Origin of the sequence: Sinomonas halotolerans (genome assembly GCF_039615075.1) — a bacterium.
Classification (GTDB): domain Bacteria; phylum Actinomycetota; class Actinomycetes; order Actinomycetales; family Micrococcaceae; genus Sinomonas; species Sinomonas halotolerans.
The window spans coordinates 18,653-33,738 of the sequence record NZ_JBDFRB010000011.1; the positions used below are offsets into that span (position 1 = coordinate 18,653).

Consider the following 15,086-nt stretch of genomic DNA (forward strand, 5'->3'; position numbering starts at 1 on the left):
CCGTTTGGGGGGCCCCCGCCCCCCCCGGGGGGGGGGCGACCGACGGCGTGTCCCCGGCTCCGGCGGCCGGGGACACGCCGTCGGCTCCCGCCCCCGTGCCTGCCCTCGATCCGGAGCGGATCGCCGTGCTGAGGGAGCTCGGCCCCGCCGATGGGCAGGGCCTGCTCCCGGCCACGGCGGAGGCCTTCCGGCACGAGGCGGAGTGGGGACTGCGGGACCTGCGGGCGGCGGCGGCCGACGGCGGGGGCGAACCGCTGTTCCGTGCGGCCCACCGGCTGCGGGGCTCGGCCGCCAACATCGGGGCCTCGCGCGTGGCCGACCTCTGCGCCGAGCTCGAGGCGGCCGGCCGCTCGGGAGGGGCGCCCGGCGAGGACGCGCTCGACCGCCTCGAGGCCGAGCTCTCACGCGTGGACGAGGAGCTCGACCGGATACAGGAGGACCTAGGACAGGTGCAGGAGGAAGGACAGTGAGAGTTCTGGTCGTGGACGACGACCCCGGATCCCGCCTCGTGGCGCAGGCTGCGGTGGAGCGGCCCGGCCATGAATGCCTCGTGGCCGACGACGGCGACTCGGCGTGGGAGATGTTCCAGCGGTACGAGCCCCACGTGGTCGTGACGGACCTCGTGATGCCGGGGATGGACGGGCTGGAGCTGTGCCGTGCCATCCGCGCGCACGGCCAGGAGGCCTACACGTACCTCATGGTCCTGACCTCCTTCAACGCCCGCGAGGACGTCCTCGCCGGGCTCGAGGCCGGGGCAGACGACTACGTGGCGAAGCCCCTCGATCCCTTCGTCCTGCACTCGCGGCTCCTGGTCGCCCAGCGCGTCACGAGCCTCCACGCCCAGCTCGCCCGGTACCGCGCGGTGCTCTCCGAGCAGGCGAGGACCGACCCTCTCACCGGACTGCCGAACCGCCTCAAGCTCACCGAGGACCTGGACACGCTGCACGAGCGCGCCGAGCGGTACGGGCAGGACTACGCTCTGGCCATGTGCGATGTCGACCGCTTCAAGGAGTACAACGACACGTACGGGCACCAGGCCGGCGACCGCGTGCTGCAGGAAGTGGCGGCCGCGCTCGCGGGCGGCAGCCGGAGGGGCGACGGCGTGTACCGGTTCGGCGGCGAAGAGTTCCTGCTGGTCCTCCCGAACCAGTCGTGGGCCGGGGCGAAGGCCGCCACGGAGCGCGCCCGTGCCTCGATCGAGGCCCTCGCGATCGCGCACTCGGGCAGCCCGGCCGGCGTCGTCACCGTCAGCGCGGGCGCGTCAGCCTATACCCAGGGCCACCGCCCCGACCTCGACACGATGCTCGCAGAGGCGGACCGGGCCCTCTACGCCGCCAAGGCGGCAGGGCGCAACACCGTGGCCCTGAGCGAGGACGCGGACCGGACCGGCCGCTGAGTCACCGGCGCGGCTGGACGGCCTTCCACGCCCCGGCCGCGGCGCCGAGGGCCAGACCGGTCGCGGCGAAGACCCCTGCCGCACCGAGGGTCCCCGCGAGGAGCCCCACGGCAGGAGGGATGGCGGTCTGCCCGAGACGGTTCGCGGTGATGCGCGCGGCGAGCCGCGTCCCGGGCGGGGCGAAGAGCGAGACGACGGTCATGGTGAGCGGCTGCACGATCCCGAGCGCGTATCCGGCCACCGCGAGCACCGCGCCGAGCGCCCACACCGGCAGCGGCACCGCGACGGCGGCCACGGCCAGAGCGCCGGCCGCGGTGGCCCACAGGATGAGCCGCGGCCGCCCGAGCCGCAGCACGAGCCGGCCCAGCACGAGGCGCGAGGCCATGGTCGCGACGGCGCGCAGCGTGAGGAGGGCACCTACGGCAGCCACCGGGACGCCGCGCTCGACCGCGAGAGCCGGCAGGTACACCTGCAGCAGGTCGATCGCGCACAGCACCATCATCGAGACGCCGATCGAGGAGACGAGAGGGCGGCGCGCGGCGGGGTTCCCGGCGAGGGCATCGCGCAGCCGCGGCGCGGGCGCTGTCCCGCCGTCCGGTCCGCGCACGACGCCGGGCTCCCCGCCAGTGCGGCCGGCCCGCCCGCCGCGCGGCCTCGCCACCATGACGGCCGTCGCGGCGAGGACGCCGACGGCGGCCGCGAGGTACCAGCCGAAGAGCGGGCCGGTCGCGGGCAGCACCGCGCTCCCGCCCACCACGGCCAGGAGGGCCGGGGCGAGGGCCTGGCCCAGGGATCCGGCGAACGTGTAGATGCCGAAGAGGGAGTCGAGGCTCCGCCCTCCGCTGCCGGAGCGGCTCCGCGCGATGCGGCTCTGCTCCCCGAGCAGGCTGATGAGGTGCCCGAGCCCGAGCACCGTGTTCCAGGCCAGGAGCCACCACACGTCCGCACGGTGTACGCCGAGAGCTGGAGGAACACCGCGTGCAGCAGCACCGCCCACGGCAGCGGGGGAAGGGACGTCATGGCAGTCCCCACGCTAGTCCCTGCCCACCCGGGTGCACGGAGGTGACGGCGCCCGCGGCGCCTCAGGTGAGCTTCACCTGGCGGTTGACGTCCTTGTAGAGGAGGTACCGGAACTGGCCCGGGCCGGACGCGTAGCAGGCCTGCGGGCAGAAGGCGCGCAGCCACATGAAGTCGCCGGCCTCCACCTCGACCCAGTCCTTGTTGAGCAGGTACATGGCCTTGCCCTCCAGGACGTACAGGCCGTGCTCCATGACGTGGGTCTCGGGGAACGGGATCACGCCGCCGGGCTGGAACGTCACGATGTTCACGTGCATGTCGTGGGCGAGGTCGTCCGGGTCCACGAAGCGCGTGGTCTTCCAGACGCCCTCGGTATCCGGCATCTCGCGGGGCTCGACCTCGGTGTCCGAGGTGACGAAGCTCTTGGCCTCGTAGCCTTCGAGGCGCTCGTACGCCTTGCGGACCCAGTGGAACGAGACGGGGGCGTCGGAGACGTTCTCGAGGCCCCATTCGTCTCCTGCGGCGAGGTAGGCGTAGCCGCCCTCCTCGAGCGTGTGGGCCTCGCCGTTCAGGGTCAGGTTCACGGTGCCCCGGACCACGAACACGACGCCCTCGACGCCGGCCTCGAACTCGGCCTTGGGCGCGCCACCCCCGGGGCCGATCTCGACGATGAGCTGGGAGAACGTCGTCGCGAAGCCGGAGATGGGGCGCGCGATGATCCACGAGCGGGTGTTCGTGAAGCCCGGGAGGTTGGACGTGACGATGTCCGTCAGGACGCCCTTCGGGATGACGGTGTACGCCTCGGTGACGATGGCGCGCTCTGTGGTCAGGTGGGTCTGCGGCGGGAGGCCGCCTTCGGGGGAGTAGTACTTGCCCATGGAATCCTCGGATCGGTCAGTCGGTCAGTGGGAAAGGGGAGCGGGGAGCTGCTGCGCCAGGCGCGGATGCGCGAGGGCCGTCAGCTCGGGTTCGGCCAGGCCGGCCGCGGCGAGGACCTCGTCCCCGCCCACCGCGCCGCACTGCACGCCGCGCAGCACGAACGCGGCGAGTGCGCGGGCCGTGGCCGGCTCGTCCAGGACGGCGCCCGGGGTCTGGTCCACGTAGTTGCGCAGGCGGGCAGTGGCGGCCGCCAGGCCCTCGCGGTAGAAGGCGTAGGTCGCGATGTACCGCGTGGGCAGCTGGTGGGCATGCAGGTCCCACCCCTGGTAGTAGCCGCGCTCGAGCGATCGGCGCACGAGCCGGGCGTGGAGCCTCCAGGCGTCTGCCCGCTGGTCGGGACCGCCCACCGGGAGAACGTTGGTGGAGCCGTCCGAGAGGCGGATGCCGGTCCCGGCCACGGCCAGCTGCATGACCTCCTTGGCGAAGTCCGCCGCGGGGTGCTCCATGGACTGGTAGGCGGCGGCGATCCCGAGGGAAGCCGAGTAGTCGTACGTGCCGTAGTGCAGCGCCGTGATGCGCCCGACGGCCCTGTGGGGGAGCTGCGCGACCGGGTGCGAGCCGTCCGGGCCGATGATGAGCTGGGGGGTCTCGACCTGGACCTCGAACCCGAGGCGGCCAGGGCGCAGCCCGAGCGCGGACTCGAGGCGCTCCACCGCGTAGACCATCGCCCGGACCTGGTCCACGGTCGTGACCTTGGGCAGCGTGAGGACCAGCCCGTCGGGCAGCGACTCCGGGCCGCCGCCCGCCTCGACGAGCCGCGAGACGAACAGCTCGAGCGTGCGCAGCCCGCGCCGGCGGGTCGCCTCCTCGAAGCACTTGAAGCGGATGCCGATGAACGGCGTCGTGCCTCCCGGCTGTCCCGCGCTGCCGGAAGCGGCGCGCACGACGGCGTCTGCCGCCCTGAGGGCCTCGGCGTCCTCGGTAGCGTCGGCATCGCCACCGGCACCGCCGTGCAGTGCGGCCGCCTTCGCCGGGGCGAGGTAGCCGTCCTCGAAGTCGATGCGGAGGTCCTCGATGGGCTCGGTGCGCAGCTTGTCCTCGACGCGCGGGGCCACTTCCGCGGCGAGCTCCGGCGGCAGTCCCACGAGCTCGGCGAGGCCACGGACGCCGCCGGCCTCCTCGGCCGCGGCGAGGGCCGCCTCGCCCCACTCCGCCGGGAGCGAGGGGGCGAAGCGGTCCGCCGGCACGTACACCGTGTGGACGGGCTGGCGTGTGCCGGAGTCGCCGGGGTAGCCCTTGGCGAGCAGACGGTCGGTGTCGGCCAGGCCGGCGTCGAGCCTCTCGAAGTCCGAGTCGGTGAAGACGGGAGTGGGCCGGCCGGTGGGGATCGGAGCCTGGCCCATCAGCCCACCAGCTCGTAGGCCGGGGTGGTGAGGAAGTCCGTGTAGTCCTCCGAGAGGCAGATGTCCGCGATGAGGCGGCTGGCGGGCGCGTAGTACGCCTCGAACGCCTCGGCGTCCACCTCGCCCCGCAGGCGCTCGGTCTCCTCGCCCAGGAGCCGCTCGACGAGCTCCCGGGTGACCGTGTTGCCCGTGTCCGCGAGGACGACCCCGTTGTGGATCTGCTGCCACACCTGGGAGCGCGAGATCTCGGCGGTCGCGGCGTCCTCCATGAGGTTGTGGATCGCCACGGCGCCGTTGCCCGAGAGCCACACGGCCGTGTAGGCGACCGCGACGTAGAGGTTGAGGCGCAGTCCCGCCTCGGTCGCCTCGCCGGACGCGGAGGCGACGTCGAGGAGCTGCTCGGCGGTCACGGCCACCTCAGGGCGCTGCCTGTCCAGCTGGTTCGGCCGGTCCCCGAGCGCCGCGTCGAAGACCTCCCTGCAGGTGGAGACGAGGTCGGGATGGGCGACCCACGAGCCGTCGAAGCCGTCGTTGGCCTCGCGGGTCTTGTCCGCGCGGACCTTCTCGACCGCCGCGGCGGTGGTCTCCGGGTCCCTGCGGTTGGGGATGAACGCGGCCATGCCGCCCATCGCGAAGGCGCCGCGGGCGTGGCACGTCTTGACCAGCAGCTCGGTGTACGCGCGCATGAACGGGGCCGTCATGGCCACCGAGGCGCGGTCGGGGAGCGTGAACTGCTCGCCCGCGTCCCGGAAGTACTTGATGATGCTGAACAGGTAGTCCCAGCGGCCGGCGTTGAGGCCGGAGGCGTGGTCGCGCAGCTCGTAGAGGATCTCGTCCATCTCGAACGCGGCGGGGATCGTCTCGATGAGGACGGTGGCCCGGATGGTGCCCTGGGGGATGCCGAGGTAGTCCTGCGCGAACACGAACACCTCGTTCCACAGGCGGGCCTCGAGGTGGCTCTCCATCTTCGGCAGGTAGTAGTAGGGGCCGCGGCCGGACTCGATGAGCGGCTTGGCCACGTGGAAGAAGTGCAGTCCGAAGTCCACGAGCGCGCCGATGGCGGGCTCGCCGTCTATCAGGATGTGCCGCTCGTCCATGTGCCAGCCGCGCGGACGGGTCACGACGACGGCGAGCGGCGCGTCGGTGCGCAGGCGGTACTCCTTGCCCTCGGGCCCGGTGGAGGAGAGCGTGCCGCGGGCCGCGTCGCGCAGGTTCAGGATGGAGTCGACGACGTTGCCCCAGTGCGGGCTCGAGGCGTCCTCCATGTCCGCGAGCCACACCTTGGCCCCCGAGTTGAGCGCGTTGATGGCCATCTTGGCCGGGCTCGCGGGGCCGGTCATCTCGACGCGGCGGTCCTGGAGGGGCTCGGGCGCGGGCGCGACCTTCCAGTCGTCCGCGCGGATGTGCGCGGTCTCGGGCAGGAACCCGAGCCGGCCGGTGCGGGCGGCCTTGAGCCGCCGCTCCCTGCGGGCTGCGAGCCGTGCGCGGCGCTCTCCGGCGAAGTGCCGGTGGAGCTGCTCGATGAACGTGAGGGCGGCGGGCGTGAGGATTCCGTCGGCGCGGGGGACAGGCATCGGATCGGTCACGTGGATGGCCATGCCAGGCTCCTTCTGCAGTCTGTGGTGGGCGGCTTATGCGTTGACCGCGGCGACGATGGCGGCGGCGACGTCCTGGGCCACGTGCGGATCGAAGACGCTCGGGACGATGAAGCTCGGATTGAGCTCCTCGTCGGACACGCGGGCTGCGATGGCGCCGGCTGCCGCCACCAGCATCGCAGGGGTGATGTCCGCGACGCCAGCGTCGAGCAGCCCGCGGAACACCCCGGGGAAGGCGAGGACGTTGTTGATCTGGTTGGGGAAGTCGCTGCGGCCGGTCGCGACTACGGCGGCATGCTCGGCGGCGGCCACCGGGTCCGTCTCGGGGTCCGGGTTGGCCATGGCGAACACGATCGCGTCCTCGGCCATCGTGGCGACCTCGTCGGGGCCGAAGAGGTTGGGGGCGGAGACGCCGATGAACACGTCGGAGCCCTTGAGCGCCTCGACGAGCGTCCCAGAGAAGGCCTCGGGGTTGGTGTTCTCCGCGATCCATGCGCGGTGGGCGTCGGTGTGGTCCTGCCCGGAGTGGATCGCGCCCCGGCGGTCGCACGCGACGATGTTCCGCGCGCCCTGGGCCTGCAGGAGCTGGATGATCGCGTTGCCCGCCGCGCCGACGCCCGAGACGACGATCCGGACGTCCTCGATGCTCTTGCCGACGATCTTGAGCGCGTTGACGAGGGCAGCGAGGGTCACGATGGCCGTGCCGTGCTGGTCGTCGTGGAAGACGGGGATGTCGAGCTCTTCGCGGAGGCGGGACTCGATCTCGAAGCAGCGCGGTGCGGCGATGTCCTCGAGGTTCACGCCCCCGTACACGGGGGCGATCGCCTTGACGATCCTGATGATCTCCTCGGTGTCCTGGGTGTCGAGGCACACGGGCCACGCGTCGACGTTGGCGAACTGCTTGAACAGGGCCGCCTTGCCCTCCATGACCGGCAGCGCGGCGGCAGGGCCGATGTTGCCCAGGCCCAGGACCGCGGTGCCGTCGGTCACGACCGCCACCGTGTTGCGCTTGACCGTCAGGCGGCGGGCGTCGTCCGGATTCTCGGCGATCGCGCGGCAGACGCGCGCGACGCCGGGCGTGTAGGCGCGCGAGAGGTCGTCGCGGTTGCGCAGTGGCACCCTGGGGACGACCTCGAGCTTGCCGCCGAGATGCATGAGGAACGTGCGGTCCGAGACCTTGCGGACGCTCACGCCGTCGAGCGCCTCGAGGGCAGCGGCGACCTCCTCGGCGTGCTGTTCGGACGTGGTGTTGCATGTGATGTCCACGACGAGCTGCTCGTGATGGGATTCGCTGATGTCCAGGGCCGTGACGGGTGCACCAGCTGCGGCGACGGCGGTCGCGAGCTCGCCGGTGATGCTGATGCGGCTCGGGGCGCTGACGCGCAGGGTGATGGAGTTGCCGGGGCTGGGACTCGCCATTGAATCATCCTTGGGTGAGAGGCTTCCGCCTGAGACGTTTTCCGTAGTACGGATATTATTCTCTGCATATCGGAAAAAGCAAGTCCTCGCGAGTGCCGTCCGCAGTCCCGGAGGCCGTGCTGTATCGTGATTCAGACCGGAGTTTTCCGGCATGCGGATAATTTATTGCCGGTGCAGCTCCTGCACCCGAGGAGGGCCCATGGCCGAGAAGGCTTCAGGCGGCGTCCAGTCGGTCGAGCGTGTCTTCGAACTGCTCGAGCTCATCACGGACGCGGGCGGGGACGTCACGCTCAGCGAGCTCTCGTCCTCCACGGAGCTCCCGCTGCCGACCATCCACCGGCTCCTCCGGACGCTCGTGTCCCTCGGGTACGTGCGGCAGCTGCCGAGCCGTCGGTACGCGCTCGGCCCGCGCCTCATCCGCTTGGGCGAGGGTGCCAACAAGCAGCTCGGCGCGCTCGCGCGGCCGCAGCTGAAGATGCTCGTCGACCGCCTCGGGGAGACGTCCAATATGGCCGTCCTCGATTCGGACATGGTCATCTACGTCGCCCAGGTCCCCTCGCCCCACGCCATGCGCATGTTCACGGAAGTGGGCCGCCGTGCCCACACGCATGACACGGGCGTGGGGAAGGCGATCCTGGCGCAGCTGGACGACGAGCAGGTCCGCGGGATCGTGGCCCGTGCCGGCATGCCGACTCCGACTGCGCACAGCATCGGCGACATCGACCGGCTCCTCGAGGACCTGGCCGGCATCCGCGAGCGCGGCTATGCAATCGACGAGCAGGAGCAGGAGATCGGGGTGCGCTGCTTCTCCATGGCCGTGCCCGGCGCCCCGACGCCCACGGCGATCTCTGTCTCGGGCCCCGTCTCCCGCGTCGACGAGTCCTTCGGCGACCGCGCCGTCCCCCTCCTGCGGGAGGCTGCAGCGGCCATCTCGGGCGAGCTTGCGAGGGCCTAGCCGGCCTGCCCATCCCGCGGGCCCCTCGCGCGACCCTTGATCGGACACGTCCGACCCTTGCCTCTTCCTGTGAATCTGGCATACCATTTCGTATGACAAGAGAAAACTTTCAGATAGTGGAAACTATCTCGGAGGTGACACGCAAGGGGAAGGGGAGACCGATGCCCACGAGCGAGCCCACTCCAGCCGTGCAGGCCGCCTACATCCCGCAGGTGTCCAACATCGACCCAGACCTCTCGGTGCGCCGCGAGCCGCAGGACCCGCCGCTCCGGCGGCTCCTGCGGATCTTCGCCGCGCCGGCGGACTGAGAGGAAGGCCCACGGCCCTCTCCGTCGCCCGCGCGCAGTGGGCGGCCTGTTCAGGCGGCCAGTGGATCAGGCGCCCGTGAAGTAGTGCGGCTCGGCTACCGGCTTCGATTCGGCCGAGCGCCGCTCGCGCAGGAAGACGGACGCTCCGACGATCACGGCCACGGCGAGGAACTCGCTCTGCCAGTTCTGGAACGACTCGAACCAGAACCGGCTCGTGGCGAGGTACTCCCAGACCGTCACGCCGGGCTCGCCATGGGCCGCCTGCTCCGAGCTGTAGTCCTCGGCGCCGCCGACTGCGTGCAGGATGAACGAGAGGGCGAAGAGGATGAAGAAGAGCGCCGAGAGCGAGTGCTCGTAGACGGCCAGGACCCAGCCGCCCTTCTTCACCGGCCACGGGGTGTCCGGGTTGACCTCGGCCGTGCGCGGGTCCTGGTCCTGCTCCGCAGGCTTCCCGAGCGGCTTGGACTCCGAAGAGCCCCGCTGGTACAGGTACGCCGTGAGCACGACGTACATGCCCATCTGCAGGAACTCGGACTCCCAGTTCTCGAAGACGGCCTCCATGAAGGCCCCGCTCGTGATGTAGCCCCCGAGGGTCTCGATGGCCTGGCCGTGGGCCAGCTGGTCCTCGTTGTACTGGTGCCACCCGCTGATCGCGGTTCCCACGAGGAAGGCGAGGAACAGGATGAGGTTGGCCAGCAGGAGTCCGTTGTTCTTCAGGAATCTCTTCACGGTGGCGTCCTCTCTCAGCGTCGGCCCTGACCGGGCGTTCTGCCTGTCTTCTACCCGCCTCGCACGGGATCACGCACCGGGAGAAGGTGCCGGCGGCCCTCCCGTTGTCCTGGAAGGGCCGCCGGTGGCAGCCTGTGCGAGGGCGCGGCTAGCTCTCGCCCCCCGCGCTGCCGGTCGTGCCCGCGGTGACATCCAGGAGCCGGTACTTCTCGATCGCCTCGCGCGCGGCACCGGCCGGGACCTCGCCGCGGCGCTCGAGCGACTGGAGCGTGCGCGCGACGACGGAGTGCGAGTCGATCTTGAAGAACCGACGGGCGGCGGCCCGGGTGTCGGAGAAGCCGAAGCCGTCCGCGCCGAGGACCGCGTAGTCGCCGGGGACGAACTGCCGGATCTGGTCCGGCACGGACTTCATATAGTCGGAGACGGCGACGACGGGGCCCGATGTGCCGGCGAGCTGCCGGGTCACGAACGGCACGGGGGCCTCGAGCTCGGGGTGCAGGAAGGCCTGCTCCTCCGCGGCCAGGCCCTCCCGGCGCAGCTCGGTCCACGAGGTCACGCTCCACACGTCGGCCGCCACACCCCAGTCCTCGGCGAGGATCCGGCGCGCCTCGACCGCCCACGGCACCGCGACGCCCGAGGCGAGCAGCTGCGCGCGGGGGGCGTCGGCGGAAAGGCGCGCGACGGCGTCGTCCACCTCGCTGCCGGTTCCGCCGGGAAGCCGGTACATGCCCGCCAGCAGCGCGTCGACGTCGAGGCCCTCGGGCTCGGCCGGCTGGACGATCGGCTCGTTGTAGACGGTCAGGTAGTACATGACGTTGGGATCGGTGTGCTTGCCGCCGTACATGCGCTCGAGGCCCGCGCGCATGATGTGCCCGATCTCGTACCCGTAGGCCGGGTCCCACGTGACGACCGCGGGGTTGGTCGAGGCCAGGATCGGGGAGTGCCCGTCCGCGTGCTGGAGCCCCTCGCCCGTGAGGGTCGTGCGGCCGGCCGTGGCGCCGATGATGAAGCCGCGCGCCATCTGGTCCGCGGCGGCCCAGAAGGAGTCGCCGGTGCGCTGGAAGCCGAACATCGAGTAGAAGACGTAGACCGGCACGAGCGGCTCGCCGTGCGTGGCATAGGACGTCCCGGCCGCCGTGAACGCCGCGACCGCCCCAGCCTCGTTGATGCCCGGGTGGATGAGCTGGCCGGCTGGGGACTCCTTGTACGCGAGGACGAGGTTGCGGTCCACCGAGAGGTAGTTCTGGCCGTGCGGGTTGTAGATCTTCGCCGTCGGGAAGAACGCGTCCATGCCGAAGGTCCGGCTCTCGTCCGGGACGATCGGGACCACACGCCGGCCGAACTCCGCATCCCGCATGAGGTCCTTGAGCAGGCGCACGAACGCCATGGTCGTCGCCGCCTGCTGCTTGCCCGAGCCGCGTGCGGCGACGGCGTAGGCGGACGACGGCGGGAGCGTCACCTCCGCGTGGCGGCTGCGGCGCTCGGGGACCGCGCCTCCGAGGGCTGCGCGGCGGCCGAGGAGGTAGCGGATCTCGGGGGCGTCCATGCCCGGGTGGTAGTACGGCGGCCGGTACGGGTCCGCCTCGAGCTGGGCGTCCGTGATCGGGATCTGCAGGTAGTCGCGGAAGTCCTTGAGGTCGGCCAGCGTGAGCTTCTTCATCTGGTGCGTCGCGTTGCGGCCCTCGAAGTGGGAGCCGAGGCCGTAGCCCTTGACCGTCTTGGCCAGGATGACCGTGGGCTTGCCCTTGAACTCGGTGGCCGCCTTGTAGGCGGCGTACACCTTCCAGTAGTCGTGGCCGCCGCGCTTGAGGTTCCAGATGTCCTCGTCGCCCAGGTCCGCGACGAGCTCCTTGGTCTCGGGGGTCCGGCCGAAGAAGTGCTCGCGCACGAACCCGCCGGACTCGGCCTTGAAGGTCTGGTAGTCACCGTCCGGGGTCTCGTTCATGAGCCGGACGAGGTGGCCCTCTCGGTCCTTGGACAGGAGGGAGTCCCACTCGCGGCCCCAGACGACCTTGATGACGTTCCAGCCGGCGCCGCGGAAGAAGGCCTCGAGCTCCTGCACGACCTTGCCGTTGCCGCGCACCGGCCCGTCGAGGCGCTGCAGGTTGCAGTTCACCACGAAGGTGAGGTTGTCCAGCCCCTCGTTGGCGGCGAGCTGGAGCAGGCCGCGGCTCTCGGGCTCGTCCATCTCCCCGTCGCCGAGGAACGCCCACACGTGCTGGTCCGCGGTGTCCTTGATGCCGCGGTTGTGCAGGTACTTGTTGGACTGGGCCTGGTAGATCGCGTTCATGGGACCGATGCCCATGGACACCGTGGGGAACTCCCAGAAGGAGGGCATGAGGCGCGGGTGCGGGTAGGAGGAGAGCGCGTGGCCCTCGCGGGACTTCTCCTGGCGGAAGCCGTCGAGGTCCTCCTCGCTCAGGCGGCCCTCCATGAACGCGCGGGCGTACATGCCGGGGGAGGCGTGGCCCTGGAAGAAGACCTGGTCGCCGCCGCCGGGGTGGTCCTTGCCGCGGAAGAAGTGGTTGAAGCCGACCTCGTAGAGGGTGGCCGCGCCGGCGTAGGTGGAGATGTGGCCGCCGACCCCGATGCCCGGGCGCTGCGCGCGGTGCACCATTACGGCAGCGTTCCAGCGCATCCATGCGCGGTAGCGGCGCTCGGTCTCCTCGTCGCCCGGGTAGGCGGGCTCTTGGTCCGCGGGGATGGTGTTCACGTAGTCCGTGGTGTGCACCATCGGCACGCCCACGCTCTGCGCGCCCGCGCGCTGCAGGATGTTCTTGACCATGAACTGGGCGCGCTCCGTGCCCTGCTCCGCCACGAGCGAGTCGAAGGACTCGATCCACTCGGCCGTCTCCTCCGGGTCCCGGTCCAGGGCAGGAGCCGGGGCCGAGCCGCCGAGCGTCTGGGTAGGCTCTCCAATCAACACGTCAACCTCGTTCCTGCGCGCGGGTCGCACGCGCCCATTCGATAACTTCCATATTTCGGAAATTGAATACTACGATGTGAGAACAAGCGTCCCGTCTCGAGTGACGCTCGTCAAGTTACGGAGGCTCGATGAACGCCAGTGAAGAAGCGCCGCGCGTTGCGGTCGTGACGGGCGCGGGGAGCGGGATCGGCCGCGCGGTGGCGCGGAGGCTGCTCGCGGACGGCTGGAACGTCGTCCTTGCGGGCCGGCGCGAGGGCGCGCTCCGGGAAACGGCGGCCGCGCAGCCCGGCCCCGCTCTCGTGGTGCCGTGCGACGTGACCCGGCCAGCCGACGTCGAGCGCCTCTTCGCCGAGGCCGTGCGGGCCTACGGGCGCGTGGACGTGCTCTTCAACAACGCCGGCACCTTCGGCCCCGCAGGCGACGTGGGCGAGATCGGCCTCGAGGGCTGGGAGTCCACGGTCGCCGTGAACCTGACAGGGAGCTTCCTGTGCGCCGCCGCCGCGTTCCGCGCGATGAAGGCGCAGGAGCCGGCCGGCGGGCGGATCATCAACAACGGCTCGATCTCCGCCCACAGCCCGCGGCCCCGCTCGGCCGCCTACACGACCACCAAGCACGCCATCACGGGCCTGACCAAGAGCATCGAGCTCGACGGGCGCCCCTACGGGATCACGTGCGGGCAGATCGACATCGGCAACACCCAGACCGAGATCATGACTGCGCTCGGGGTCGGCGAGGGCGCCCTCCAGGCCGACGGCACGCGCCGCGTGGAGCCCACCTTCCCCGTCGAGGAGGCCGCGGCCGCCGTCGCGTTCATGGCGTCGCTGCCCCGCGAGGCGACCGTGGGCAACCTCCTCATCACGGCCGCGGGCATGCCGTTCGTCGGCCGGGGCTGAGGGGGCCCGGCGCGACGGGCGTGCCCTACGCGAGCGGGAGGAACTCGCTCAGGTCCGTCCGCGTGCCGGAGGCGCTGAGCCTGCCCGAGCCGACGGCCGCGGCCCAGGCCTGCTCGCCAGTCGCGAGTGCCAGCCAGGTCTCGGCGTCCGTCTCGACGACGTTCGGCGGCGTGCCGCGCGTGTGCCGGGGCCCCTCGACGCACTGCGCGACGCCGAACGGCGGCACCCGCACCTCGACCGAGTTCCCCGGGGCGCGCGCCGCGAGCTCCTCGAGCGTGTAGCGGACGGCGGTCGCGAGCGCTGTGCGCGGCAGCACCAGCGGAGGGCGCACGACGCCGTCACCCGCCTCGGCCGCGCGCGTCTCCGTCGCGCCGGCCTCGCCGGAGCGTGCGGCGAGCCACTGTGCGAGGGCCGCCCGGCCGGCGTCGTGCGTGATCTTCCGGCGTGACGCCATGCGATACCTCCTGTGGGCTGCGGGAGCTAGTCGAGCAGGGCGGCGACGGCCCCGCCGAGGCGGATCCGGCCCACCGGGCGCCCGCCCCCGAGCACAGGCGTGACGACGCTCTCGAGGACGCGCGCGACATCCGGGATGTCCACGGCGTCGGCGGCCGCGAGCATGGTGAGGCCCACAAGGGTCGTGGCGCGGACGTTGCCGTCGAGCATCTTGACGGCGGCGGTCGCGCCCTGCGGGGTAGAGAGCACGAGCAGGCCCTCGGCGCCGAGCTTGGCGATGATCCCGAGCTCGTCCATCACCACCGTGTTCTCGCGCCCCACACCCTGCACGGCCCACGGGTAGTCCAGCATGGACGTCGCGATCGTGGCCGCGCGGGCGTCCGCGAACGGGTTGCCGGGCGAGGTCGCGAGCTGCGAGTAAGCACGTGCGAGGCCCGCGAGGGAGAGCGCCGCGACGGGTGCCCCGCAGCCGTCGATCCCGAGGTGCGCGACCCGCTCCTCGGCATACTCCTCGATCGCGGAGCGCACGCGCTGCTGCAGAGGGTGGTTGGGCTCGAGGTAGCTGCCGCGGTCCCAGCTGTTGACCGTGCACGCCCAAAGGAAGGCGGCATGCTTGCCCGAGCAGTTGAAGGCCAGCCGGCTGCGGCCCCGGCCCGAGCGCACGAGCCACGTCCGGGCGTTCTCGTCCGAGGGCCAGTCAGCGGGGCACTGGAGGTCCTCCTCGCGCAGTCCGGCCGCCGTGAGCATGCCCTCCACCACGTCCATGTGGTCCATGGAGCCCACGTGGGACGCGCATGCGAGCGCCACCTGGGCGCCGCGCAGCGGGACCCCGGCCCGCATCGAGGCGAGTGCCTGGAAGGGCTTCAGGGTGGAGCGGGCGAACACAGGGGTGCGCACGTCCCCGAGCTCCGTCACCACGGTGCCGTCTCCGGCGAGCACGATCGCTGAGCCGATGTGGCGGGACTCGATGAAGCCGCTGCGCTCGATGACGGCGAGCTCGACGGCTGCATCCGCCGAGAAGGTTGCGTGGGGGGCCATGCCTGAAGTGTAAGCAGGCACGGGGCGCAGGCCCGGGAGACAGGGCGCGCAGCGGCCCGTTCTGTCGCGGCTTCT

At 71.6% G+C, this 15,086-nt stretch carries 14 protein-coding genes; 5 read left to right on the forward strand and 9 right to left on the reverse strand.

The features are described 5' to 3' along the window. Nucleotides 1–95: 95 nt before the first annotated feature. Both ABCQ75_RS12105 and ABCQ75_RS12110 read left to right on the forward strand, forming a co-directional pair. On the forward strand, nucleotides 96–470 hold the full coding sequence (locus ABCQ75_RS12105; protein ID WP_345885627.1) for an Hpt domain-containing protein: 375 nt from the start codon (nucleotides 96–98) through the stop codon (nucleotides 468–470). Continuing rightward, nucleotides 467–1,396, forward strand: coding sequence for a GGDEF domain-containing response regulator (locus ABCQ75_RS12110; protein WP_345885628.1), 930 nt, complete (start codon nucleotides 467–469; stop codon nucleotides 1,394–1,396). The genes ABCQ75_RS12105 and ABCQ75_RS12110 overlap by 4 nt, the downstream gene beginning before the upstream one ends. A gap of 1 nt (nucleotide 1,397) precedes the next feature. On the opposite strand, the gene ABCQ75_RS12115 is transcribed toward ABCQ75_RS12110, so the two are convergent. From ABCQ75_RS12115 to ABCQ75_RS12135, 5 genes are all read right to left on the reverse strand, one after another. Further along, nucleotides 1,398–2,336: an MFS transporter gene (locus tag ABCQ75_RS12115; protein WP_345885629.1), complete on the reverse strand. Its 939-nt coding sequence runs from the start codon at nucleotides 2,334–2,336 to the stop codon at nucleotides 1,398–1,400. A gap of 142 nt (nucleotides 2,337–2,478) precedes the next feature. Then, entirely contained in the window at nucleotides 2,479–3,291 is an 813-nt protein-coding gene (locus tag ABCQ75_RS12120; protein WP_345885630.1) for a bifunctional allantoicase/(S)-ureidoglycine aminohydrolase, read from the reverse strand. Nucleotides 3,292–3,315: 24 nt separating this feature from the next. After that, on the reverse strand, nucleotides 3,316–4,695 hold the full coding sequence (locus ABCQ75_RS12125; RefSeq protein WP_345885631.1) for a DUF6986 family protein: 1,380 nt from the start codon (nucleotides 4,693–4,695) through the stop codon (nucleotides 3,316–3,318). Next, complete coding sequence (gene aceB / locus ABCQ75_RS12130) at nucleotides 4,695–6,293, reverse strand: malate synthase A (RefSeq protein WP_345885632.1); 1,599 nt, start codon at nucleotides 6,291–6,293, stop codon at nucleotides 4,695–4,697. Before aceB ends, ABCQ75_RS12125 begins: the two co-directional genes overlap by 1 nt. A 33-nt stretch (nucleotides 6,294–6,326) precedes the next feature. Beyond that, nucleotides 6,327–7,709 (reverse strand): NAD(P)-dependent malic enzyme, encoded by a 1,383-nt coding sequence (locus tag ABCQ75_RS12135; RefSeq protein WP_345885633.1) that lies wholly within the window; start codon nucleotides 7,707–7,709, stop codon nucleotides 6,327–6,329. A gap of 199 nt (nucleotides 7,710–7,908) precedes the next feature. On the opposite strand from ABCQ75_RS12135, the gene ABCQ75_RS12140 reads away from it, so the two are divergent. After that, the gene (locus ABCQ75_RS12140; protein ID WP_345885634.1) at nucleotides 7,909–8,664 is read left to right on the forward strand and encodes an IclR family transcriptional regulator; all 756 of its coding nucleotides are present in this window, start codon (nucleotides 7,909–7,911) and stop codon (nucleotides 8,662–8,664) included. A 161-nt stretch (nucleotides 8,665–8,825) separates the two neighbouring features. Then, on the forward strand, nucleotides 8,826–8,972 hold the full coding sequence (locus tag ABCQ75_RS12145; RefSeq protein WP_345885635.1) for a hypothetical protein: 147 nt from the start codon (nucleotides 8,826–8,828) through the stop codon (nucleotides 8,970–8,972). 66 nt (nucleotides 8,973–9,038) lie between these two features. Here the strand turns inward: ABCQ75_RS12145 and ABCQ75_RS12150 are convergent, their stop codons facing one another. Both ABCQ75_RS12150 and aceE read right to left on the reverse strand, forming a co-directional pair. Beyond that, nucleotides 9,039–9,701, reverse strand: coding sequence for a DUF6766 family protein (locus tag ABCQ75_RS12150; protein WP_345885636.1), 663 nt, complete (start codon nucleotides 9,699–9,701; stop codon nucleotides 9,039–9,041). A 148-nt stretch (nucleotides 9,702–9,849) separates the two neighbouring features. Next, a complete protein-coding gene (aceE, locus tag ABCQ75_RS12155) occupies nucleotides 9,850–12,627 on the reverse strand; it encodes a pyruvate dehydrogenase (acetyl-transferring), homodimeric type (protein WP_427916094.1) in 2,778 nt (925 codons plus the stop codon). Between the two features lie 128 nt (nucleotides 12,628–12,755). Here aceE and ABCQ75_RS12160 point away from each other — a divergent pair, with 128 nt between their 5' ends. After that, nucleotides 12,756–13,520, forward strand: a complete 765-nt coding sequence (locus tag ABCQ75_RS12160; RefSeq protein ID WP_345885638.1) for an SDR family oxidoreductase — start codon at nucleotides 12,756–12,758, stop codon at nucleotides 13,518–13,520. A gap of 25 nt (nucleotides 13,521–13,545) precedes the next feature. Here ABCQ75_RS12160 and ABCQ75_RS12165 read toward each other — a convergent pair whose 3' ends face one another. Together ABCQ75_RS12165 and ABCQ75_RS12170 are read right to left on the reverse strand one after the other, a co-directional pair. After that, entirely contained in the window at nucleotides 13,546–13,974 is a 429-nt protein-coding gene (locus tag ABCQ75_RS12165) for a sterol carrier family protein (protein WP_345885639.1), read from the reverse strand. A 26-nt stretch (nucleotides 13,975–14,000) separates the two neighbouring features. Continuing rightward, complete coding sequence (locus ABCQ75_RS12170) at nucleotides 14,001–15,011, reverse strand: asparaginase (protein ID WP_345885640.1); 1,011 nt, start codon at nucleotides 15,009–15,011, stop codon at nucleotides 14,001–14,003. Nucleotides 15,012–15,086: the final 75 nt, after the last annotated feature.